Here is a 23,785-nt window from a genome sequence, read left to right as displayed (position 1 = left end):
AAAATATGTTTTTTTCTTTTTTTTATTCATTACCCCTTGAATATGAAAGCATAAGCCTGTATTTTTATTCATTATTTTTGCATATTAAGGTTTGTGATAGTATAAATATACAGGAGCTTTTCTTGAAAATACGGGAAGACAGGCTTAAGCTGATAAGACAGATTATAAAAACCTCCAGAGTCAGGAGCCAGGAAGAGCTGCTTGAGCGCTTGGAATCCTATGGTTACAGCATTACTCAAGCCACTTTGTCCCGTGATCTTAAGCTTCTCAAAGTGGGGAAGATGGCGGAGGGGGATAGCGGCTATTATTATATTCTCCCTGGCGATGATGAGACAGAACTTGCCAATAACTTTGTGCAGGATTTTGTGAGGGGATTTAAGGGGATAGATTTCTCTGCCAATATCGCAGTTATAAGGACTCTTCCGGGCCATGCCAACAGTGTTGCCCTTGCTCTTGATACTTTTGAGCTTGAACATATACTTGGGACTGTCGTTGGGGATGATACGGTGATTGTTGTCTTAAGAGAGGGGGCAAGTCCTGAGGCTTTTTTGTCCGAGCTTTCTTTAAAAATTCCATCTATAAAGGATTGATTGTATGAAGGTTGCTGTTCTTGGTGCTACAGGCTATACGGGGATGATGCTTCTAAGGTTTTTGCGGCTGCATAATGGAGTTGATACTGTTATCCCTGTTTCTTCTTCTGCTGCTGGTAAGAGGGTAAGCGAAGTGGATAGAGCACTTTTTTCTTCTCTTGATAATAAACTTTCTCTTACTGACGGATGTTATGTTGATCTCGATACCGCATTTTCTCTGAGACCTGATTTTGTGTTTTCTGCATTGCCGCACCTTGCTTCTGCCATAGCATGTGCACGCTTTTTGGAACACGGCAAAGTTGTGGATCTTTCTGCTGATTTTAGGCTTAAGGATGCTGCTGTTTTTGAGAATGTCTACGGCGAAGAACATCCTTTTCCAGAGCTTTTGTCAGATGCTGTTTACGGTCTTGCAGAATGGAACAAAGAGAGAATAAAAGAGGCTTCTCTTGTGGCAAATCCTGGATGTTATCCTACTGCCAGCCTTCTACCGCTTTTGCCCCTAATAAAAGAAGGAATAATAGCAGCCAATGTAAGTATCAATGCACTTTCTGGTATTTCCGGTGCTGGTAAGTCTGCAAAAGTTAGCAGCCTTTTTGCCGAGAGAACAGAAAATATGTCTCCGTATCTGCCTGGACGTTCTCACAGACATCTTCCCGAGATTGCTCAGGAACTCAGAGAAGTATCAGAAGATGCAGACCCTGTTTTTACACCTCATCTTGTGCCTCTAAAACAGGGAATGCTTGTTACCACGGTTGCCTATCTTATGCGCGATGTCAGTGACAAAGATATTGCAGATTGTTATATGGATTATTACGGAGAAAGTCCCTGGATAAGAATAAGACATCCAGAACTGGTAGAAACGCGATGGGTGAGAGGAAGCAATTATTGTGATATAAGCTTTAAAAACGAGGGAGACAGGCTGATTATTTTTTCTGCAATTGATAATCTTATAAAGGGTGCATCAGGGCAGGCCATTGAAAATATGAATATAATGAATGGCTTTCCCGAGACAGAAGGGCTTTTGCCTGCTTTTGAGGTGTAACGTATGGATGGTGCTGTAAACTCGCATACAACTGTACTTATAAAGATTGGCGGAAGGGCTATGGAGGATGAGACTGCCCTTGTCGACTTGCTTAGAGAGCTTGCCGAGCTTTTTGATAATACTGATATGCGCTTTTTGCTTGTACATGGTGGAGGTGCGGAGGTTTCCAGAATAAGCAAAATAATGGGGATGGAGCCTGTTTTTAAGGATGGCAAAAGGATTACTTCTCCAGAGGAAATGCCTGTTATAGAGATGGTACTTTCTGGCTCTATCAACAAAAAGATTGTAAGGCTTGCTAACACCTGCGGGCTTGTTGCCGTAGGGATAAGCGGTGCGGATGCTTCTCTTTTTACAGCTTCTGCACTCTCGGAAGATACCAGAACAGGAATGATAGATTTTGTAAACAATTCTATTGTCGAGAATCTTCTTTCCTTGGGATATTTTCCTGTGATTTCTCCCTGTTCTGTGGATTCTCATGGTAATGCTCTTAATATCAATGCCGATGATGCGGCTCTTGCTCTTGCCAGGAGTATGAGTGTTGATGCGCTTGTCTTTATATCCGATATACCGGGCATATTAAAGGAAGATAAGGTTTTGACAAGATTATCAGCTTCTTCTGTTGAGAAGGAAATAGCATCCGGTACTATAAGCGGCGGAATGATTCCTAAGGTAAGAGCATCGGTAGAAGCGCTAAAATCAGGTGTATCTCATATTGTGATAAGTAATTATATAAATAAAGGGGATTTTGCTTCTCTTATGGAAGGCAAAAAGGGAACAACGTTGTCGCTGGAGGCTGATCTATGAAGATAGAAAAAAATATTGCAAAGGATACGGCGATTCCTGCTCAATACGGGGATAGTTTTCTTGTCATGGATTATGGAAAGGGGTCTTATATATATGACATATCCGGCAAAAGATATCTTGATTTTACAGCGGGAATATCAGTAAATGCCCTTGGCTATGGCAATGAGGAGCTTGTCTCGGTTATGACAGAACAGGCAAAAAAGCTTATACATATTTCCAATCTTTATATGACTATGCCTGCCCTTGAGCTTGCTGATGAGCTTGTTGCAACAGGTGATTTTTCTGCTGTCAATTTTTCCAACAGCGGAACAGAGGCTAATGAGGCTGCGCTAAAATATGCCAGGCTCTATGCTAAGAAGAAAAAGGGCAGTGATGCCGTACGTTTTTTATGCTTTTCTTCTGGTTTTCACGGCAGGACAATGGGAAGTCTCAGTGTAACTCCTAAACCGGCTTATAAAGAAAAGTTTCTTCCTCTTGTGCCAGGAGTTGTAGAATCTCCGTATAATGATGTAGAGTCTTTGGAGCATACTCTAGATGATAGCTTTGCTGCTGTGATTGTGGAGCCGGTACAGGGCGAGGGAGGACTTGATTGTCTTAAGCCAGAGTTTTCGGAGGCTCTCAATAGATTGTGTAAAAAATACGACGTTATTCTCATAGCCGATGAGGTGCAGACAGGACTGGGGCGTACCGGGTATCTTTATGCCTCTCATGCTCTTGGGCTTGAGCCGGATATCATAACCCTTGCAAAACCTCTTGCTGGCGGATTGCCTCTTGGTGCAACCCTTATTCCTGAGAAGATAAATTCTCTTCTTTCAGTAGGTGACCATGGAAGTACTTTTGGTGGAGGTCCTGTTACGTGCTCATTAGCTCTTAAAGTTTTTAGAACAATAAGAGAAGAGTCATTTTTGGAGTCCGTGAGGGAAAAAGCAAAAATTTTGGATTCCTTTTTATGTTCTGTAAAAGAGGCATATCCCTTTGTGATAAAGTGCAAGGGGATGGGGCTTTTGCGAGGTATTGAGCTTGATGACAAGGTGCCTGTCTCAAGTGTAATATCTAAGGCAAGAGACAAAGGTCTTCTTATTTTGCGCAGTGGAAGCAATACTCTGAGGATTGCCCCGCCTCTTACAATAACAGAAGCAGAGCTGGAAGAAGGTTGTTCCATTTTGGAAGCAATATTTTCCGGCATAAATGCGTAAGTAATGTATAATATTTTAAGGAGAAGAATATGGCAGAGATAAAAAAGATAGTTCTTGCCTATTCCGGGGGTCTTGATACCTCCATCATAATCCCATGGCTTAAGGAACAATATCCCGGCTGTGAGGTTATAGGTATATGCACAAACGTAGGACAGGAAGAGGATTGGGAGGCTCTCAAGAAGAAAGCCATAGCTTCCGGTGCTTCCAAGATATATGTTGAAGATATAAGGGAAGAGCTGGTAAGGGATTTTATCTTTCCTATGCTAAGAGCGGGTGCTGTCTATGAGGGCAAATATATGCTTGGAACATCCATAGCAAGGCCTCTGCAGGCAAAGAAGCAGGTAGAGGTTGCTCTTAAGGAAGGTGCGGAAGCAGTTGCTCACGGATGTACAGGTAAGGGTAACGATCAGGTTAGGTTTGAGCTTACTTATAAGGCTCTTGCTCCTCAGCTTGAGATAATTGCTCCATGGAGAGTGTGGGATATACGTTCCAGAGAGCAGGCAATAGAATATGCTCAGAAGAATAATATTCCTATAGGAAATATCTCCAAGAAAAACATATATTCCAGAGACTGGAATATATGGCATATAAGCCACGAGGGTGGTCCTCTTGAGGATTTGTGGAACAGACCGGAAGAAGACATGTTTATGCTTTCTTGTTCTCCCAAGGATGCACCAGATAAGGAAACCGAGATAAGCATAGATTTTGATAAAGGAATACCTGTTGCTCTCAACGGCAAGAAGATGGGACCTGTAGAGCTGCTTACGGAGCTTAACCGTCTGGGAGGAGAAAACGGCATAGGTAGAGCCGATGTGGTAGAAACCCGTGTTGTTGGTATGAAAAGCCGCGGTGTCTATGAGACTCCCGGAGGCACAATTCTTTATACGGCTCTCAGGGACCTCGAGATGATAACGCTTGATGCGGAAACCTTGGCTCTAAAACGTCAGCTTGCAGCAAAATACGCGGAACTTATCTATCAGGGAAAGTGGTTTACCCTGCAGAGAGAGTCAATAGATGCTTTTATGGAAAAAGCAGGAAAGTACCTTACAGGAACCGTGAGAGTTGTTCTATATAAGGGTAATGTAATAATAGCTGGAAGAAAATCAAAGTATTCTCTTTATATAGAAGATCTTGCTTCTTTTGGAGAGAGCTCTTACGACCATGCGGATGCAACAGGCTTTATAAAGCTGTATGGACTTTCCACCGGCGTGAGTGCCATGGTGCAAAAGGAATTGGATGCCGAGGGTGGTCCTGCTGACGAGATGAAGGAAATGGCAAGATTTTCCAAGAAATAATAAAGCGGAGGGAATAAGGATGGAGCTTAAGTATAATAATCTGGATAGAACAAAAGCCTATAAGAAACTAAAAAAGACAAAGCCTGTTTCTTTAAAAAAAGTTCTCACATCAGAAAGGGTTAAAGAGTATGTTGTCGATGCGGGAGCAGGTCTTAGATATAATTATGCAGCTAAGGCTGTAGACGATAAGATTATAGAGCTTCTCTCACAGCTTGCAGTAGAGCAGCAGCTTGTTGAGAAATATCGCGCACTTCTTTCTGGAGATGTTATAAATACCGGAGAAAAAAGAAAAGTTCTTCATCATCTTCAGAGAGGGCAGTTAGCTGAAGATGTTGTCCACGAGGGTGTAAACCTCAGAGAGTTTTATGTAGAGCAACATAAAAAGGCAGCTGTGTTTGCAGAGAAGGTTCATAATGGTGAAATAAAATCACAATCCGGGAAAAAATTTGATACAGTGGTCCAGATAGGTATAGGGGGCTCTGATTTGGGCCCTAGGGCACTCTATTATGCACTCGAACAGTATGTCATGGTCAAAAAGGGTGCTCTTCCTCTAAAGGCGTATTTTATCTCCAATGTTGATCCGGATGATGCTGCTCTTGTGTTGTCTCAGATAAATGTCGATACAAGTCTTTTTGTCCTTGTGTCAAAAAGTGGAACAACTCAGGAGACTCTTGCAAATGCAGAGCTTGTTTCTTCTTACCTCAAAGAAAAGGGTATTGCGCAGCCCAAGAAACAGATGCTTGTTGTCACAAGCAAGACAAGCCCTCTTGCAAAAGATCCAGATTATCTTGAGAGTTTCTTTATAGATGATTTCATAGGGGGAAGATACTCCGCAACAAGCCCTGTGGGAGGAGTGATACTCTCTCTTTCTCTTGGTCCGGATGTTTTCTCTGACATACTGGATGGTGCTCACCAGGCCGACAGGCTTGCTCTTGAGTCCAATATCCGCAAAAATGCAGCCCTTCTTGACGCTATGATAGGACTTTACGAGCGCAATGTGCTCAATTATCCTGTCACGGCTATTCTCCCATACAGTCAGGCTCTCCATCGTTTTCCCGCTCATCTCCAGCAGCTTGATATGGAAAGCAACGGCAAGAGTGTAAACCGCTACGGCGAACCTATTTCTTATTCTACTGGGCCTGTTATTTTTGGTGAGCCTGGTACAAACGGCCAGCACTCCTTTTATCAGCTCCTGCACCAGGGAACAGATATTATTCCTCTTCAGTTTATCGGTTTTGAGAAATCTCAAAGTGGTTTTGATATGGAGATTGACGGCTCAAGCAGTCAAGAAAAGCTCAATGCTAACCTTGCGGCTCAGATTATTGCCTTTGCCAAGGGACGTGAAAACAACGATAGAAATAAGAACTTTGCAGGAGAAAGGCCATCTTCTCTTCTCACCGCAGAGCAGCTTACTCCATCTGTTCTGGGAGCTCTTCTTGCGCACTATGAAAACAAGGTGATGTTCCAGGGCTTTGCATGGAATATCAACAGCTTTGATCAGGAGGGTGTGCAGCTTGGCAAGATTCTTACCAAGACTGTTTTAAGCAAGAATCCCGATGATAAGGTACTTGATTCATATGCAAAACTTCTCAAAGTCTATTGATAATATATAATACCGAACGCGCCGCCCTTTATGGCGGCGCTTTTTTTTGCCGTAGGCAGGCAGAAGGTGTGCCTTCTGCCGTTCGGTTCTTTATTTTTTTTTTGATAATTTTGTATATAAGTATTATAATAAAAAAAAAGCGAGGAGGCTTTTATGGGGATTATTTCACGGATTTCTTCCGGTATCCCCGGCCTGGATAAGATTCTTTACGGTGGTTTTCCTTCTTGTGGTGCTTATCTTTTGCGCGGCGGTCCCGGTACGGGTAAGACTACTCTGGGGATGCACTTTCTTTCTGAGGGGATTAGGCAAGGTGAGAGTGTGCTCTTTATTACTTTGGAGGAGCCTGCAGAGCAGCTTAAGAAGCATTATGGGAGGATGGGCTTTCCTGTGGACGATATGCCTGTGCTTGATATAAGCCCTGGAGTTGAGTTTTTTGCTGAGAAGCAGAGCTATGACATTTTTAGTGCGGCTGAGGTGGAGAGGGACCCTATAACCAGTAGCATTATTAAGCGTATAGAAGAGCTTAAGCCTGTAAGGGTGTTTCTTGATCCTGTTACTCAGCTTAGGTTTCTTGCTACTGAGACTTATCAGTTTTGGAAGCAGATTTTGTCCTTTATAAGATATCTCAAAGAAAAGAATGCCACTATTGTTTTTACTTCTGAGGCTGGTTCTGATATGCCCGATGATGATTTGCAGTTTCTTTCCGATGGTATTATTGAGCTTATTGTTGATAAAAATGATGTAAAAAACTTGAGAATAAAAAAGCTTAGGGGTAGTGATTTTATTTCTGGAAGACATGGCTATAGGCTGGGTGCATCCGGCATGCAGGTATTTCCTGTAGCACATATTGATGTTATAGATAAAGATTCTAAGATTGCTGATTTTTCTGTTATTTCTACAGGCATAGCGGAGCTTGATAGTATACTTGGAGGAGGTATAGAGAGAGGTACTGTCAGTCTTATATCCGGTCCCAGCGGAGTAGGGAAAACAACACTTGGTATACAGCTTGCAAGCGCATGGGCTTCTTATGGCATCTCTACTGCCTATTATAGCTTTGAAGAAGAAGTTGAGATGATAGCACACAGGGCATCCAGAGTTGGTATATCTGTAGATACCTTGAGTAGTAAGCATGACTTTATTCTGGAGAAGATAGAGTCTCTTTCTTATACTGCAGAGGAGTTTTTTTGCAAGGTTGAGCAGGATATTAAGGAAAATAGTATTGGACTTGTTGTGATAGATTCTTCCAGAGGATATTCTCTCTCTGTAAAAAACGGAGATGTTATTACTTCTCTTCATGCCTTATGTAAATCTCTTCAAAAAAAGGGTGTTTCTGTTATTATCATGGAAGAGACTGCGGATATAACAGGTACTTTTTCTGCCACATCAACCAATAATAGTTATCTTGCCGATATTATCTTATTTATTCGCTATTTTGAAGCAAATGCCATGCTCAGAAAGGCTATAGGTGTTCTTAAAAAACGTACGGGAGATTTTGAGAAATTCTTGCGGGAGTTTGAGATAACCTCCTCAGGCATTAAGATAGGAGAACCGCTTACTTCTTTTAAAGGGCTCTTATCTGGAATAGCCGAACAACAGGTATAGTATGGGCAAAAATATTTCTCTTTTTGGAAAGAATAAAAGGAACCTTTCCCTTATGGCTGCTTGTCTTGCTGAGGAGGGATATGAGTGCAGTATCGTTGATAATCTTTTGGATGATGATCTTAACTTGGCAGATCTTATCATATACGATGGAGAGATTCTTACAGAGGATTCTCTTGCCAAGCTGCCAGTCATCCTGAGAGAGAAGAAATCCATATTTTTTATATCAAGCTGCAGTAAAAATATGGCTGCAGCATACAGAAATGCGGGTATAGACCTTGTTTTCTCAAAACCTATATCCAGGACCGAGCTTATAAGTATTGTCGCGGCTCTGATAGGAGATGCTTAATGGATATAGATTTCTACTCTGATACATTTAACATTGTTCTTGGTTTTAAACAAAAGGCCAACTGTGATGCAATAAGAAAGATGCTGGAGGATAAGACTCATAGGTATATTGTCTCAGAATGTAATTGCGATGCTGATATGGATAAAGCAGACCTTCTTATAATAGATGGTGCTTTTCTAGAAGAAAGGCGTGATGCTGTTATGGGTTATAAAGAGAAATCCCTGCCTATTTTTTTCCCTGTTTTGCTTGTTACTGCTCATCCACAGACAGAGCTCGTTACAAAGCATCTATGGATATGTATAGATGAGCTTGTGAGAATGCCAGTCTTAAAAATAGAGCTTTTTGCCAGGATAGAAATACTGCTAAGGGCAAGAAAATCATCAAGAGATGCCAATATCAGAGCATCTATCCTTAAAAAAGAGGTGAGACTCAAGAATCTTCTTGCCCATATGGCCTTTGGTGGAGGTTTTTTTAGAATTAGCCTTGATGAAAATGTTGTTACCTTTTTTGGTAAAGAAGGAGAAGATGATAGAAATATTTCTCTTGATGACTGGCTTTTTTCTGTCCCGGATGATTACAGGAAACAGATTGAGACATATATCTTTTCTCCAAGTGAGAGTGAACCCTTTGTTTTATCATATCCTCATGCTTATTCTGACAGATGGGATATTGTGCAGCTCATAAAAGTTGGTAAAAAAGGAAATGTTTTATATGGCATGTGGATGGATTTTACAAAAGAAAAGAGAAGGGAAGAAGAGCTGGAAAGGCTTCTATCAGAAAGAAACGTTCTTATACGGGAGTTGCAGCATAGGGCAAGGACATCATTACAGCTCGTTTCCTCTATAATCAACCTGGAAGAAAAATCAGCCGATTCTCCTTCCGTAATCAGGGTGCTGAAAGAAATAAATACCAGAATAGATGCAATACTTTTTCTGTACCAGCGAGTGTATAGCGAGAAAAATATGTATAGCCCGACTCTAGGAGATTTTGTAAAAGAACTGGTGCCAATTTTGCTAAAACGTCTAATAAAAAAACCGGCAAACATCTCTCTTGATATATCCGTGTGTGATGTTGAGACAACAATAGATAAAGCCAATTATGTTGGTATCCTTATTGCAGAACTCCTTATTCTTGCAATAAAAAGAGGTTTGCATAAAATCCAGGACCCTGCAATGGAGATATCTGTAAAATGTATGGGCTCTCATGCCAAGTTTTTGTATCATGATAATCACGGTTCTATGGATATTCTGCAAAAAGACTATGATTTCTCTATTGCCATACTTAAAACCATAGCAGAGAACAGCTTGGATGGTAAATTTGACATATCCGTCACAAAAGATACAGGGTTTTGTTTTTCTGCTGAGCTTAAGCTGTAGCTATTTTTGTTCTTCATTTTGTTCTATCTTGTGATTTCTTATTGAGTGTGTAAATTTCCTGTTTTGCCCGCAGTGTAAGATAACGTTGATATAATCTTTCTTCCTGACTGGGAGTGTTGAGAATGTTTATACCGCTTGTTACTGCAGTTATCAATGAGCTTACCCAGTATATATCTATTCCCTCATCCCAGGTTTTGGACTGTGCAATATTGAGACCTGATTTGAGTCCTACGGCTACAATGGGAGTAAGTATTATCCAGGTACCCCTTGTTACCCTCTCCTGCCTGGCCATATCGGCATTGTCTCGCAGAATACCCTCTGCAAGAGCTTCTCTCAGTACAATATTGCTTGTTTTAAGCACTTCCTTGTATTTATCCGCATAGGAAACAGGGGGAACAAGAAAATTATATGTCCCGAGTGCTGTCATAAACAGTCCAGTACCCGTGATTGCCCCGCCTGTTATATAAGTGGCCGTATTGGTCCACAATGGATTATTCTGAGCAAAATAATCTGTAACAGGATCTGCCCACAAAAAGAAGCCCAATCCCCCTACTGTAAGAAGACTTCCCCCAAATACAAGAGCAAAATCATCTGTCTTGTCATTAGCTTCCAGAGTCTTGGCTGCAATATATTCTCTTAGGAGGATGCTTGCTGTCTCTTGGTCCGACTGTATACCCGCATCTTGTGAAAAAATACCTGTTACAAAGCATAAAGATATCATAAGAACAGCAACCCTTCTCATACATCCTCCATGTATTATCTTATATAAACATAATCCCTTGATATAAAAAAATCCACCTAGCGCTTTAAAGCTCAAGCAGTTCCACATAATGAGGCACATCTTCTCCGTTATCAAAATATACGGCAGATGCTTTATTATCCTTTATCTCAAGATAAGAAAGAGAGCCTGAGTCGTAATAGCGGGTAAAAATCATGCCAGTGTCAATGCATATATACATATTATCGTGGCCTACAAAGAATCTGCCATGTTCCTGAGGAGTGTGTCCGCAGACATAATGCTTTGCATTATTTCTTGCCAAAAAGCGTGCCAATGTATCCTTGTAAACAGGACTCATAAAGGATTGAGCATCTCTTGACCACATGATGCTTTGTTTGCTGTTAAAAAGAAGCGGATGATCTGATGTTTTTTCTTGACTCTGAAAATCAAGTTCCATGTAGTCGCTCATTATTTCTCTATTGAGCTCTTCCATATCTCTATCCGCAAGATTCTCTGGCAAGTCCCCGTGCGCAAAAATAAAATCGCCACGTTTTATGACTGCATTTTGCATTTCTAGCCAGTTTCTGAGCCAGCCACCTGGAGAAAAAGCCAAATAAGCGGATTGATAACCGGATTCTTCCTCCTCCGACATATACGGATTATAGCCTATACTCTCCATAATCTCATGATTGCCAAGAATAAAAAGAACCTCGGAGTTAAAAAGAACCGCCTGCTTCTGCAGCTCTATGATAAGTCTGTACATAGAAGCAGAGTCATATCCCCTGTCACATACATCACCCAGGAATATAAGAGATGTATTGTTTGCTATCCAGTGTTTATTACTGTCTATAAGGAGCGCATGCTCCAAGAGAAAGCATGCCTCCTCATACATTGCGTGAATATCACCCAGAACAATTATTCTATCTTTAACCGACATATACTTTTATTACTTGTTAGTCATGGAGATGGGTTGTTGAGTCGCTTCCAGCACATCGCGCCAGAGGCTACCCTCTGTGTCCACCTTCTTTCTTCTGGACACAACAGCCTCTATAGGCAAATGAACAAAAGTATTATGGACAAGTCCTATAAGTACCTTTGTCTTTCCTGCCATAGCAGCATGCACCGCATTGGTACCAAGTCTGGAACAATAAACAGAATCCGATGCACATGCTGGAGCGCTTCTTATCATGTAACTGGGATCTATATATTTTAGATTAACAGGGATGTTTTTTTCTTTAAAATAGGCTTTTATTTTATCCTTTAGGAAAATACCTACATCAGGCAGAATTTTGTTACCAGACTCATCCGTATGTGCCTCTCCGTGCATAAGCTCCTCAGCAGCACCCTCCGCCACGATAATCACTGCGTGGTTCCTGCGTGCAAGACGTCTCTCAAGATGAGCAAGAAGCCCGTTATCCCCCTCAAGCTCAAAAGGCACCTCCGGAATAAGCACAAAGTTTGCCTCGTGTACGGCAAGTGCTGTATGCGCAGCAATAAATCCGGACTCTCTTCCCATAACCTTGACCAGGCCCACACCATTGATAGCAGAATGAGCCTCCGTATGAGCAGCAGACACAGCCTGTGCAGCCAGGCTCACTGCTGTCTCAAAACCAAAAGACTTCTCAATAAAACTCAAGTCATTATCTATAGTCTTGGGAATCCCTACCACCGCAATTTTAAGACCCCGCTTTTCTATCTCATTGGCAATCTTAAGAGAGCCCTTTTGAGTCCCATCACCGCCTATAGTAAAAAGAATGTTTATATTGAGCCTCTCAAGCGCATCCACAAGCTCCTCTGTCCTCTCACCGCCGCCGCGGGAAGAACCAAGCATGGTACCACCTATCTTGTGTATATCATCTACCACATCCGGATCAAGAGGAATAATAGGATAACTGCTCTCCGGCAATAGCCCCCTGTACCCGTACTGAATACCTGATATACGCCTAACACCGTAGCGCAGCCACAAACACCTGACAATAGAGCGGATAACATCGTTGAGCCCAGGACACAAGCCTCCGCAAGTTGCTATGGCAGCATGCACATGCTTGGGATCAAAAAAGATCTTCTGCCTTGGTCCTGCCTTCTCCAGAATAGTGTCTGGATTGAGCTCCACGGACGTAGAATCAGTATTTGCATCGATAGAATAAAGAATTCCCTCGTTATCCGGCACATAATTTACGATAGAATCACCAATCACCGTAGAAAGCTCTATAGGCGAAGTGATAGAGGGCTTTCCCAGATTATCAATCTTAAAACTTATGTTTTCCATAATATATTTATACGCCTTTTTTACATAACAGTTCAATATGCAAGACAAATAAAACATACCGAACGCAAGGAAGCAGGCTGTGCCCGCTTCCTTGCTGCTTCTCAGTGGAGTAAAAGCATAGAGATAGCAGTCTTTTTTGCCACATGTATGCCGCAGGCAGGAGGGAACGTGCCTTAGTGCCTGCTTTGCATTATGGGTGCGTTCCCGACGTTCGGTATAAAAAAGCAGAATGCACTATTGTGCCTTTCTTTAATGCTTCATCGTTTCCATATTTATGTTCATAGAATTTTTCTAATATTTCCGTGACCGACGGTAATTTAACAACATACATACTAATACCCCCATTTATCTTTATCTCTTATTTCCACAAGATATATTTGCCCATTTTCTATGTCATCTTCTATTACAACACCCGGTATTTTCTTGCCTTTTCTTAAATCTCTTATTATTTTTTGTTTGTTTATTAGTTTATAACGGTCAGGAAGCTTAGAGTAGAAAACCTGTACTGTTGCGCTTTTTTCCTTTTCCAACCATTCCAGCCAGTTTGCTAGATTTTCTAGTTTCCTTGCTCGTTCTCTTATTTCTTTTATTCTTTTATTCATAAAAACCTCCATTATAGCAAGGGAGAAAACTTCTCCCTTGCATGTTTTAATGTTTTAATTTAGAACAAATCGGCAAGCCTAGCCTCTATCTTATCCAGAACCTGCTGCTTCTTGTGTTCTGGAGTTTTTTGCAGCAAAGATAATGTATCGTTCATCTGTTCTATTGTAATAAGTTGTATCTCTGCTGCCCTTTTTACTTCTTCTATTATTCTTTTTTCTCTATCCTCTTGCGTTCCATCCGCAAATTGGGAAACTTTAGTAAGTGCACTTATCGGAGCGTCCCAAGAAAACCATTTGCCTTCCCTTGTTTTATCTCTGTACTGTCCTTTGCCATCTTCTCTTATTATTGCCCAAGTCTCTCCAAGTTAGTAGAAATCTTTCTCGGAGAATACTTCTGCCGTAAAGGCCATGAGAGTGCAGTCATCCCTCATCCATGCGTCTGTTGGAAGGCCAGCTTTTAGGCAGAGATGGGCAAGAAAGGTTGGTCTGTCCCAGCCATACTCTGTTGCAACCTGCGGTAGCAGGAGTCCCTGATTAAAGCCACATCGTATGAGGAGTCCATGTTTGCCTGGCACAACTTCTTCTGGTTTTATCTCAAAAAAAGGGCTTAGCAGAGAAATCTCAAGCTCCACATGCTCTAGCTCAGATTTTGCAAGTGGAGGAAAACGTGGATCAGAGAAGGCGCTCTCAAGTGCAACCTCTTTCACTACTTCCCATACTGGTTTGTCGCCGATTATCCTGCCTATGCAGCCTCTTAGTCTGCCGTCTTTGTGCAAAGTAACAAATGCCCCGCATTTTTCTTTTGTAAGCCGTTCCGGAGGCGCAGGAAGACGTGGTTCTCTTGTCTCGAGATGTGCAGCTATTGTCTCACGTGCACAGGTAAGAAGCAGTTCTTTTTCTTTATCCGTATGTTGCATCATAAGTTCCTCCACTGATAAGAAAGGCGCCATACTGTACACATTTGCCAAACTCAACAGGGCTTGAGTCCCTTCCCAGCAGGTTAAAATGCAGCTGTATATCTTCTATGCGTGCAAAAAGAAGAAATGGCAAAAGCAGCCTGAGAGAATGAGAAGCACCGTCGCGGCATGCAGCTTCTATAAGCTCGTCTATATTGTAGGACAAAACCTGTTCTACAAAAGTATCGGCAGTTCTGCTACCATCTATAGGCTCTTCAAAAGTGCTTAGATTACTGCTTATGATAAAAAGAACATCCTTCCATCTGCCTCCGTAAGCTGCAGAAAGCCCACGGCCAAGCTCGCGCATAAGGTCGCATGAAGTATCACCTGCCAAAACCGGAAGTACTCGGGCATCTGGCACATAACGTGCAACAAAGGGAAAGGCAACCTCCAAGGCGTGTTCTTCAAGATGGGCAAACTCATCCGTGCGAAAAAATCCCGTAAGATTGTGCATAGCAGAATACGCTTCTCTGTCCAGAGAAAGCTCACCTATAGGTGTTGCAAAAAAGCTGCTCTCAGGAAGAAACAGTGCAGATTGTGGCTCTCTATGAACCCGTGACCACATAGCAACGCGGGAAAAAAGCCCCTTAAACTGGGCCACCTTTGCAAAGGCCTTACCCAGCAGTCTACCGGCATAAGTCCAGCTTGCATGCGGTAAAAAAAGCGCTATTGGTCGGGGCGTATGATTTTCTGCAAAGAATGGCCTTACAAGCTCCTCCATCTCCTCAACCATAGCCTCAGGTTCGGCAGGATAAAAAACTCCTTCTACGATAGCATCCCTTGTAAGGCCATTATCCATAAGAGTCCTCATAAATAAGATTAAATAGAAAAACACAAAAAATCAATAAAACCGAACGTATTGTCCGCAGCTTATATGGAACAGCACAGAGGGAAGGTTGCAGACAATACTGCCTGCGGCACAAAAAGGCTAGGCCTCCCTGCCTCCCAAAATTCTATCCACAAGAGCCTCGTCCCTCTCTATAACGATATTTTTCTCGCGTGTGGGGATAACCGTTCCCAGCGTACCATGTTTGGCACGGCGTAGGTACTTAACCTGTGTGCAATACAAATCCACACGCTTTTCCCTGTTTGCCTTGCTAAAATGTACGGCAAGCTGAGCAGCCTTCATTATAACGTGCTGAGGCACATCTTTGGTTTTTGCAGGTCTTATAAAAACATGTCCACCCGGCCAATCCCTGACATGGAGCCAGTAGTCGTTTCCACGTGCATATTTTCTGAGTATCTCATCGCTTTCTCTTGAGTTTCTACCTATAGTTACTATATAATCGTTTATTATAACCTGCAATCCTGGTATCTTACTGTCTGTTTTTTTGTTTTCCTGTTCTTTTTTTGTCTGTTGCCGTTCCAGCTTTCTGAGTTCCTCAAGCTCTTTCCCAGGGAGGCTTATTAGGAGTTCTGCAAGCTCCTTTCTTTTTTTTTCTGCAGACTCAAGCTGTTCTAAGTTTCTTTTTTTTCTTTCTGTCTGTTTGTGGTATTCTCTGTAGTATTTTTCCGCATTTTCATGAGCATTGAGAGATGGGTCCAGCTCTATTCTTATATCATTGCCGTGATAGTCTGTTGTATCCAGGTATCTATCTCCGCGGTTTATTCTGTATATCTCGCTTGTTATCAGATCTCCATACAGTTTTAACCTGTCCGCATTTTCCGCTTCTTTTATAGAAGATTTTAGATTTTTTATTCTGTTTTCCAGCTCGGTAAGTTCTGCTTCCGTATTGGCTGCTATTTTTTCTCTAAGTCTGTCTTCCAGCTTCTTTTCTTCTTCGCCGCTTAGATTTTCTTCTATTTTTTTAAACCATTCTGTTGGATTGTCTGTGAGCTCTGGATTTCTAAGGTGAAATCCTCCGGTATCATCTTTATAAATTCTTGCGATATTATCCGGTTGTGAGTATTTTTTGCCAGGCATTTCTTCCCTTCCAGGCCGTCTAAACATGCATTCCTTTATGTTTTTCTCCAAGTCTGTGACTATTATGTTGGGATTTGATGCCCATAGCCTTATCCATAAGATGTTGTTTTCCTGTGAGCTGTGGGTTTCTATACGTATTATTCTTTCTCTGGAAAGCTGGTATATGCTTTTTATCCTGGCTCCTCTTATGTGAGCTCTTAAAAACTGCACAAATCGCTGGGGCTTTTTTTGCTTTTTTATCTTTTTTGTTGCCGGGTATATTGCCGTACCAGTAGAGTCTGTTCTTATTATCAGGTTTATGGCTTGTCCTGGTTTGTATAGCTCCATGACAAGGTGTTTAAAATCAGGTTGCCAGATTTCTCTTATGATGCTTCCTCTGATGTCCAGGCTATAGAGTGCATAGTCTATTTCTCTCCAATTGTACGACATATTTTCTCCTCGGAGAAATTTAAATCACTGGCTTGCTTTCTTCAAGCATGTAGCAACATATATAGTTGACTATATATTATTTTTTATATATATTTGTCTCGATTTCATACTCATTTTGTCGGAGGTTTTATGGCCATTAAGGTTGAGTCTCACAGGTGTCCTCAGAATCATCCCTGCCCGGTTGTGAGGGTTTGTCCTGCTGGGGCTATTACTCAGAGGGGTTTTGCTGCGCCTGAAATCAATACTTCCAGGTGTATAGATTGCGGTATCTGCACCAGATATTGCGGTTATGGTGCCATAAGAAAGGTCTGATTTTGCCTGCTTTTGCAGGCTTTTTTTTATTTTTTTGCTGCAGGCAGGAGGGAGAGCTCTCTTCTGCCTTTTTTTGCTTTGCGGGGCTCTCCCGACGTTCGGTATTAAAGTTGTTAATTTTTCTAAATAATATAATTACTGTTTGCTGATTTTTTTTACAATGCCTTGTATAATTGTATTGGCTTGTTTGGGATTTCTTGTTTTGTGCTTTAGACTGGATTTTGTTGGAGGGGATATGTCTGATATTACTAGAATTGTGATAATTGGCGGAGGATATGCTGGTATCAATGCAGCAAAGGTTCTTGAGAAGAGGCTTAAGCGGAGGGAGGATGTTGAGATTATTTTGATTGATAAGAATCATTATCATACTCTTATGACTGATTTGCATGAGGTTGCGGGGGGGAGGATTGAGCCTGATGGTGTTAGGGTCAGTTTTGCGCGTATTTTTTCTGGTAAGCGTACCAGATGGATTTGTGATAGGGTGGATGGTGTGGATTTTGATTCTTCGGTTGTGATTGGTCGCAATGACAGGTATTCTTATGATTATTTGATTGTTGCTGCAGGAGGTGCGCCTGAGTTTTTTAATATTCCTGGTGTACAGGAGAATTCTTTTACGCTTTGGTCTTGGGAGGATGCTGTAAGGATAAGGTCTCATATGGAGGATTGTTTTGACAGAGCTGCGGCTACTCAAAATGAGAGACTCAGGAAGCGCTTGCTTACTTTTGTTATTGCCGGAGGTGGTTTTACAGGGGTTGAGCTGGCAGGTGAGTTTGTAGAGCATAGGGATGTGTTGTGTAAGAAGTATCATATTCCTAAGGAAGAGGTAGATATAATTGTTGTAGAAGCTTTGGACCGGATTTTGCCCAATTTTACGGACAGGCTTGCAGCTAAGGCTCATAAGAGGCTGATTAAGAAGGGTGCAAGGGTGCTTACGGGGACAAGGATAACCGGTGCGGAGAAAAAGAGGGTTCTTCTGGGTGATGATTTTATAGAGACAGAGACTTTTATATGGACTGCCGGTGTACATGGTGGCGAGCTTAGTGCCAAGCTTGATTTGTCTCTTGGGCAGGCTGCAAGGGGGGAGTGTTCTGTTGTGGTAGGAGATGGGATTCATGGTATGGCTGCCTGCTATATAGATGAGGAAGAACGCGATATGGTTGGTACACGTGGCAGATTTCTTGTAAACAAGTACATGCAGTCTTTTGAGCATAACAATGTTTATGTTGTGGGTGATATCTCATGGTATGTTGAGGGTGAGAAGGTTCTTCCTCAGGTTGTGGAGACTGCTATTCAGACTTCCCATGTTGCTGCGGCTAATATAGCAGCGGATATTTTGCAAAAGGATAAAGAGGCGTTTAAGAGCAATTATCATGGTTTTATGGTTTCTGTAGGCAGTCGTTATGCTGTTGCAGATGTTATGGGTGTAAAGATTAGCGGTTTTTTTGCAATGGCGCTCAAGCATCTTGTCAATCTTCATTATCTGTGGGGGCTTGCCGGTTTTAACGCGGTATGGGGTTATATAAAAGAAGAGTTTCTCAATATAAAAGACAGCCGTTCCATTGTTCATGGCCATTTTGCATGGAAGATACCAGTATACTGGGCATTGCCACTAAGGCTTTTTCTTGGTGCCAAGTGGCTTATAGAAGGTATCAATAAAGTTGTGGAGGGGTGGCTCAATCCCGGAAGTGGAGGGATATTTTCTCCGGATGCCTCTGCCATACATCTCCCGGGAGTTGTTCTTAAGGATGCTGTGAGTGCAGCAAGCGAACAGGTAGATGCTGCAGCCGAGGCTGTTTCGCAGTCGCTTATGCCTGCCTTAGGCATATACACATGGTTTGCTGATAATGTGCTGTCGCAGTTCCCTGCTTTGGCTTTTATTGCCCAGGCGCTGGTTGTATTGGCTGAGATTTTGATAGGACTTGCCTTTGTAGGAGGGCTTTTTGTTTTTCCTGCTGCGGTTGCTTCCATTGGCCTTGCTGTTATGTTTATCATATCTGGATGGGGAAGTCCTGAACTCTTGTGGTATATTGCTGCTGCAATTGTAATGATGGGTGGTGCAGGTAGAGGATTTGGGCTTGATCATTATGTTATGCCGTTTATAAAGAAATTTTGGAACAGGAGAAAAATTGCCAAGAAAACCTACCTTTATATAGATGAGCCAGAGGACTGATGTTCTGGAAAGATATACCTGAGCTTACGTATGAGCTGAACAAGGTAAGAAGTCTCATAAAAAAAAGTGTCAATGTAAAGAGCAATAGGCTGACTTTACCTGTTATGGATTTTATAAACAGGGATGCCAAGATGCTGAGACCTGGACTTCTTATTTTGTCTGCACGGATTTTTCTGCCGGAAGATAAATTGCCTGAGTCTGTGTATAGATATGCGGCTTCCATAGAACTTTTGCATATGGCTTCTCTTGTGCATGATGACATAATAGACAATGCAGAGTTTAGAAGAGGTCTTGTAAGCATCAATCATGGCTACGGCGTAAAAGATGCCATTCTTGTTGGTGACTTGCTCTTTTGTGCTGCTGCTGAGCTCATATATGACTCTACATCTGATAGCGATGCATCTGTCATCTTGCATGGTCTTAAGCATCTCATTACGGCAGAATCGGAAGAACTGGATGATGCCGAGCTCTTTAGAAAAGGACAGCTTTTGGGACTGTTTGGTCGCAGAAAATATATAAGACGTGTCATAAGAAAAACAGCCACTCTCTTTGTAGCTGCCATGCATATAGGGGCAAGAGAAGTCTGTAAAGACGAGTTTATGCAACAGACTATGAGACGTATAGGTTATGATATTGGAGTTAGTTTCCAGATGATGGATGATATTTTGGACATCATCTCAAAAAAGGAACTTATGGGAAAAAGTAGTCTATCTGATTTGAGGGAAGGAGTTGTTGGATACCCTTTTGTGCTTGCCGTAAATAGTGGTAATAAAAAAGATGAGGATAAAGCCATATCCCTTTTTCGCAAGGCTTTGTCCGGTGGACTGTTCTCTTCTGCACATAGAAGAGCTCTTGTCGATATGCTCGTACCCTACTGTGATTTGGCAAGAAATGAGGTCTTGTCCATTTTGAACCGTGCAAAAAAGCACTTTGTTTTTCTTCCCAAAAACAAGTGGACTGTAGTGCTGTTGGATACCATAGACAGCCTTGCTAACAGACTCAACTAGCAAACACACCCCTGTTATGGGCTTACTCAGACAATTTTTTTAGCACTGCAAAAGCAAGCGGAATTATTATCGCTGCGGAGAAAACAGTAAATATACGCAGAATCCGCATCATGCTTATCCCCTTGGTCTTATGGGAAAAACCTGCTTTGTGCATTTTTACATATTGGGGAACAGCATAGAAAAGTCCCAAGCTGATTGTGTAAGGACTTGCTGGAGGCAGAATGTTTTTTATAGTACAAGCATAAGCGAGAGAAAAAGCCAAAAAAGCTTCCAGGTATATAAGAATCTCGGATTTTTGCCTGCCTATAAGAATAGAAAGAGTTCTTCTTCCTGCCTTTTTGTCACCTTCTATATCACAAGTGTTATTCACCGTAAGTATGGATGCTATAAAAACAGTAGACGGCAGTGCAAGCAATGTATCCTGATATGCAATGTATCCCTTCTGAATAAATATGCAGATTATTATAAGCACTCCACCAAGGAAACCCCCTGCAAAAAGCTCTCCCAGAGGCCCCCTTGATATTGGCTTTTTCCCTCCATTGTAGAAATATCCTACCAACATGGAAAGAATCCCTGCAACCAGAAGCAAAAAAGCCTTAGCTATACCATAACTTATCACAACATCAATAAGCAAAAGCACTGAGGGAATAATGGAGAGGGCAAAAAGACCAATGGCTGTAAACAGAGCATACCCCGGAGCAACACTCTGATGCACAAGCACCTTATCTTCCTCCCTGTTTGTATCCCTGCTGTCTATCCCCCTGTAGTAATCAAAAAAACTGTTAAACGCCGTAGTCCCCATATCTATGGCAATAGTAGCTATAAACATGAGTATAGCCCTGTATAGAGAAAAAGACTCTGCATAAGCAAAAGCATACAAAGTCCCTATAAGATATGAAGAAACACTCACAAGCTTGGTTCTTATTTCAACTATTCTTGCAAACTGATACAAAGTAAGCATGCAGACCTCGACAAAACAGCCAAAGATAATTGGCAAGAAAAAGCCCCCTATCGGGGGCCTTCTGTTTTTTATTTTTTTGCGTTTTTGAGAGCTTCCTTTGCGAGCTCAAAGAAAGAACTCACATGTATGGACACCCCGGAAATAGCATCCGTATGCCCCTCCTCATCCTTGTAGCTTATGGCAGAAGGATCCTGAGTTTTGAGAATATATGCTTCTACCTTGGCAGCCTGCTCATACCATGCAGCCTGAGATCCGCCCTTTTCCTTCATACCGTACTCACCGTTCTGCGAACGTACGGATTTGACATCTCCTCCATCTTTGTGGACAGCATCCCAGTGAGCAGCAACAATCCTGCCACCTATGACAGTTATATCCACATATTCCTTCCAGCCCTGAGGACCAAAGTCAGCTTGCTCTGCATGGTATGTCCCATCCTTATATGGACCGTACCCAACAGGCCCCCTTTCCAGCGCCTTCTTTGCTGTCTTAAAAAAATCACTCACATGTATGGAAACTCCGGAGATAGCATCCGTATGTCCCTCCTCGTCCGTATACTTTACAGCATCCGGATCCTGAGTTTTGAGCAGATATTCTACAGCCTTTGCAGCCTGCTCGTGCCACGGAGCCTGAGCGCCACCCTTCTCAACAATAGGATACTGCCCGGCCATTGAGCGTGTAATCTTATCAGCCTTACCATCCCTGTTAGCACCATTCCAGACAGCCTTTACAATCTTGCCATCCTTTACCTCAAGAATAACAACAGACTTCCATCCATTGGCAGCAAAATCATCCTCCTGAGCAAAGTATATACCATCCTTATATGACTTTGCAGGAGCTCCCTGGCATGCAGAAAGCGCAACAACCATTAGTGCAGCAATCGCAAGCAAAATAAATTTCTTAGAATTCATATCATCCCTCCTGATATGGTTTATCTTATTATTCTAATGATATTTTTGATTAATTGCAATGAAAACATTATAATACCGAACGCAAAACTCGCTTCCGCGGGTTTTGCTGCCTCGGCAGAAGAAAATCACAGCAAACCTATAGCCCTAGAAAAAACTCAAGAAACCTATCCCTAATCCCCGGCAAATCCTCGTGTCCAAAATCAGGGAAAACAAGCATACGCTTATTTGAGACAATCTTATTATAAGCAGCAAACTGAGAAGACGGAGGACAAATCGTATCGGAAAAACCAATCCCCCATAGAACATCCCCCCGTATCCTAGGAACAAGATGCTGCACATCGATATAACCCAGAGCAGAAAAAACCTCATCCTCCCGCTCATGCATAGGATCAAAACGGCGGAACCAAGTAGCAAGCTCTTCATAAGCATCTTTTGCAAGATCCATTTCCCATACACGCCTGTAGTCGGACAAAAACGGATAAACAGGCGCAACCCTCCTTATAGAAGGAACAAGAGCAGCACAAGCAAGAGTGAGCCCTCCGCCCTGGCTCCAGCCAGTAGCACACAGCCTATCTGCATCCACCCAGTCCAAAGACATAGCAATATGAGCAAGATAAACAGTATCCAGAAATATATTTCTATAAAGCAACTTATCTGGCCTTCCAGAAAGAGCATCGTGCAGCCCCCTTACAATATGCCCAGACAGAGTATTTCCTGATACCCCGCCAGTATCCTCAGACAAACCTCCCTGTCCCCTGCAGTCCATGGACAGTACAGTAAAACCGCATAAAGCAAGAGAAAGCTTTGATTGCCAATCACCACTATTCATAGAATACCCGTGGAACTCAAGGAGACAAGGCATTTTTCCGGAAACCGCAAGCCTTTTTGCATATCCCCCTACAGGCTTTACCATTTTGGCATAGACCCTGGCACCACCACTACCCTCAAACCACAAATCAAAAAACTCTGCAATATCTGGCACAGGATTAAAAGAGGCACGGGAAACAGAAAAATCAATATTACCCGTATCTACAGATTCTAGAGCCCTGTCCCAAAAATCATCAAAATCATCAGGCCTTGGATTTCTCCCATTATAAGAAAGAAGCTGCTCGTAAGACATATCAAAAGAAAGCGGCATAATAAACCCCTGTTAAAAAAGTCTACTAAGCATTATAAACCAGCATCGACAAAAAACATATAAAAAAAATAAAACTTGACGCTATCTTTGCAGAAGTTTAATATGATTAAGACAATATAGAAGGAGGTATAAACAAAAACTCTCTTTATGAAACTAATAATCCTGAGGGTGGATTTTATATCGCATGCAGGCATAGATACACAGTAGTGATAACACAGGCTTAAGAATTATCTGTAATATTAGCACATAATGCTTTTATGATAAATAGGACTTTACCCCTTACGGGCTACTATAATAGAAAGATTTTGCGCTGAGAGTAATAACATTATTGTGCTGAGCAATAGAAGTTTTTTATCACAAAAATAAAAACAAAAATTGGAGATTTTTTAGAAAAAAGCTATTGACAGTTTTTATAGAATTTACTACATTCTCACTCACGCTGAGGCGACAACAAAGCCTTATAAAAAGCGACAACAAAAAAAATAAAAAAGATGCTTGACATAAGTTGAGCACTTTGATATAACACAGCTCACGCAA

General features: G+C 42.0%; 22 protein-coding genes. 12 read left to right on the top strand and 10 right to left on the bottom strand.

Annotated features, from left to right (window positions below):
• Positions 1 to 122 precede the first annotated feature (122 nt).
• From WKV44_00110 to WKV44_00070, 9 genes are all read left to right on the top strand, one after another.
• Positions 123 to 590 (top strand): ArgR family transcriptional regulator, encoded by a 468-nt coding sequence (locus tag WKV44_00110; protein MEM5946941.1) that lies wholly within the window; start codon positions 123 to 125, stop codon positions 588 to 590.
• 4 nt (positions 591 to 594) lie between these two features.
• Positions 595 to 1,632: an N-acetyl-gamma-glutamyl-phosphate reductase gene (argC, locus tag WKV44_00105; GenBank protein ID MEM5946940.1), complete on the top strand. Its 1,038-nt coding sequence runs from the start codon at positions 595 to 597 to the stop codon at positions 1,630 to 1,632.
• Between the two features lie 3 nt (positions 1,633 to 1,635).
• Positions 1,636 to 2,436 carry an acetylglutamate kinase gene (argB, locus tag WKV44_00100; GenBank protein ID MEM5946939.1) on the top strand — a complete coding sequence of 267 codons (801 nt, stop codon included), beginning with the start codon at positions 1,636 to 1,638 and terminating at the stop codon, positions 2,434 to 2,436.
• Positions 2,433 to 3,632, top strand: coding sequence for an aspartate aminotransferase family protein (locus WKV44_00095; GenBank protein MEM5946938.1), 1,200 nt, complete (start codon positions 2,433 to 2,435; stop codon positions 3,630 to 3,632). Before argB ends, WKV44_00095 begins: the two co-directional genes overlap by 4 nt.
• 29 nt (positions 3,633 to 3,661) lie before the next feature.
• The gene (locus WKV44_00090; protein ID MEM5946937.1) at positions 3,662 to 4,927 is read left to right on the top strand and encodes an argininosuccinate synthase; all 1,266 of its coding nucleotides are present in this window, start codon (positions 3,662 to 3,664) and stop codon (positions 4,925 to 4,927) included.
• A 19-nt stretch (positions 4,928 to 4,946) separates the two neighbouring features.
• Positions 4,947 to 6,530: a glucose-6-phosphate isomerase gene (locus WKV44_00085; protein ID MEM5946936.1), complete on the top strand. Its 1,584-nt coding sequence runs from the start codon at positions 4,947 to 4,949 to the stop codon at positions 6,528 to 6,530.
• A 153-nt stretch (positions 6,531 to 6,683) separates the two neighbouring features.
• Positions 6,684 to 8,132 carry an ATPase domain-containing protein gene (locus WKV44_00080; protein ID MEM5946935.1) on the top strand — a complete coding sequence of 483 codons (1,449 nt, stop codon included), beginning with the start codon at positions 6,684 to 6,686 and terminating at the stop codon, positions 8,130 to 8,132.
• Position 8,133: 1 nt separating this feature from the next.
• Complete coding sequence (locus tag WKV44_00075; GenBank protein MEM5946934.1) at positions 8,134 to 8,478, top strand: hypothetical protein; 345 nt, start codon at positions 8,134 to 8,136, stop codon at positions 8,476 to 8,478.
• Positions 8,478 to 9,854, top strand: a complete 1,377-nt coding sequence (locus WKV44_00070; GenBank protein MEM5946933.1) for a histidine kinase dimerization/phosphoacceptor domain -containing protein — start codon at positions 8,478 to 8,480, stop codon at positions 9,852 to 9,854. Before WKV44_00075 ends, WKV44_00070 begins: the two co-directional genes overlap by 1 nt.
• A gap of 13 nt (positions 9,855 to 9,867) precedes the next feature.
• Here the strand turns inward: WKV44_00070 and WKV44_00065 are convergent, their stop codons facing one another.
• From WKV44_00065 to WKV44_00035, 7 genes are all read right to left on the bottom strand, one after another.
• Positions 9,868 to 10,596 carry a hypothetical protein gene (locus tag WKV44_00065; protein MEM5946932.1) on the bottom strand — a complete coding sequence of 243 codons (729 nt, stop codon included), beginning with the start codon at positions 10,594 to 10,596 and terminating at the stop codon, positions 9,868 to 9,870.
• Positions 10,597 to 10,660: 64 nt separating this feature from the next.
• Positions 10,661 to 11,509 carry a metallophosphoesterase gene (locus WKV44_00060; GenBank protein MEM5946931.1) on the bottom strand — a complete coding sequence of 283 codons (849 nt, stop codon included), beginning with the start codon at positions 11,507 to 11,509 and terminating at the stop codon, positions 10,661 to 10,663.
• 9 nt (positions 11,510 to 11,518) lie between these two features.
• Positions 11,519 to 12,841 (bottom strand): ATP-dependent 6-phosphofructokinase, encoded by a 1,323-nt coding sequence (locus tag WKV44_00055; GenBank protein ID MEM5946930.1) that lies wholly within the window; start codon positions 12,839 to 12,841, stop codon positions 11,519 to 11,521.
• Between the two features lie 332 nt (positions 12,842 to 13,173).
• The gene (locus WKV44_00050; GenBank protein MEM5946929.1) at positions 13,174 to 13,443 is read right to left on the bottom strand and encodes a hypothetical protein; all 270 of its coding nucleotides are present in this window, start codon (positions 13,441 to 13,443) and stop codon (positions 13,174 to 13,176) included.
• Between the two features lie 365 nt (positions 13,444 to 13,808).
• On the bottom strand, positions 13,809 to 14,363 hold the full coding sequence (gene amrA / locus WKV44_00045) for an AmmeMemoRadiSam system protein A (protein ID MEM5946928.1): 555 nt from the start codon (positions 14,361 to 14,363) through the stop codon (positions 13,809 to 13,811).
• On the bottom strand, positions 14,344 to 15,210 hold the full coding sequence (gene amrB / locus WKV44_00040) for an AmmeMemoRadiSam system protein B (protein MEM5946927.1): 867 nt from the start codon (positions 15,208 to 15,210) through the stop codon (positions 14,344 to 14,346). The genes amrA and amrB overlap by 20 nt, the downstream gene beginning before the upstream one ends.
• A 117-nt stretch (positions 15,211 to 15,327) precedes the next feature.
• Positions 15,328 to 16,752, bottom strand: a complete 1,425-nt coding sequence (locus WKV44_00035) for an NFACT RNA binding domain-containing protein (GenBank protein MEM5946926.1) — start codon at positions 16,750 to 16,752, stop codon at positions 15,328 to 15,330.
• Between the two features lie 129 nt (positions 16,753 to 16,881).
• On the opposite strand from WKV44_00035, the gene WKV44_00030 reads away from it, so the two are divergent.
• The 3 genes from WKV44_00030 to WKV44_00020 all read left to right on the top strand — a co-directional run bounded on the left by WKV44_00030 (position 16,882) and on the right by WKV44_00020 (position 20,241).
• Positions 16,882 to 17,064 (top strand): 4Fe-4S binding protein, encoded by a 183-nt coding sequence (locus WKV44_00030; protein ID MEM5946925.1) that lies wholly within the window; start codon positions 16,882 to 16,884, stop codon positions 17,062 to 17,064.
• A gap of 235 nt (positions 17,065 to 17,299) precedes the next feature.
• On the top strand, positions 17,300 to 19,234 hold the full coding sequence (locus WKV44_00025; GenBank protein ID MEM5946924.1) for an NAD(P)/FAD-dependent oxidoreductase: 1,935 nt from the start codon (positions 17,300 to 17,302) through the stop codon (positions 19,232 to 19,234).
• Complete coding sequence (locus WKV44_00020) at positions 19,234 to 20,241, top strand: polyprenyl synthetase family protein (protein MEM5946923.1); 1,008 nt, start codon at positions 19,234 to 19,236, stop codon at positions 20,239 to 20,241. The genes WKV44_00025 and WKV44_00020 overlap by 1 nt, the downstream gene beginning before the upstream one ends.
• A gap of 22 nt (positions 20,242 to 20,263) precedes the next feature.
• Here the strand turns inward: WKV44_00020 and WKV44_00015 are convergent, their stop codons facing one another.
• The 3 genes from WKV44_00015 to WKV44_00005 form a co-directional block, all read right to left on the bottom strand.
• On the bottom strand, positions 20,264 to 21,202 hold the full coding sequence (locus WKV44_00015; GenBank protein ID MEM5946922.1) for a UbiA family prenyltransferase: 939 nt from the start codon (positions 21,200 to 21,202) through the stop codon (positions 20,264 to 20,266).
• A 68-nt stretch (positions 21,203 to 21,270) separates the two neighbouring features.
• A complete protein-coding gene (locus WKV44_00010; GenBank protein ID MEM5946921.1) occupies positions 21,271 to 22,110 on the bottom strand; it encodes an FMN-binding protein in 840 nt (279 codons plus the stop codon).
• A 136-nt stretch (positions 22,111 to 22,246) separates the two neighbouring features.
• Positions 22,247 to 23,248, bottom strand: coding sequence for an acetylxylan esterase (locus WKV44_00005; protein ID MEM5946920.1), 1,002 nt, complete (start codon positions 23,246 to 23,248; stop codon positions 22,247 to 22,249).
• Between the last annotated feature and the right edge of the window lie 537 nt (positions 23,249 to 23,785).

The sequence above is a fragment of the Spirochaetia bacterium 38H-sp genome, from assembly GCA_039023545.1.
Classification (GTDB): Bacteria; Spirochaetota; Spirochaetia; order Winmispirales; family Winmispiraceae; genus Rarispira; species Rarispira pelagica.
The sequence above is the reverse complement of the archived record's forward strand: the minus strand, read 5'-3'. Positions and strand labels throughout refer to the sequence as shown.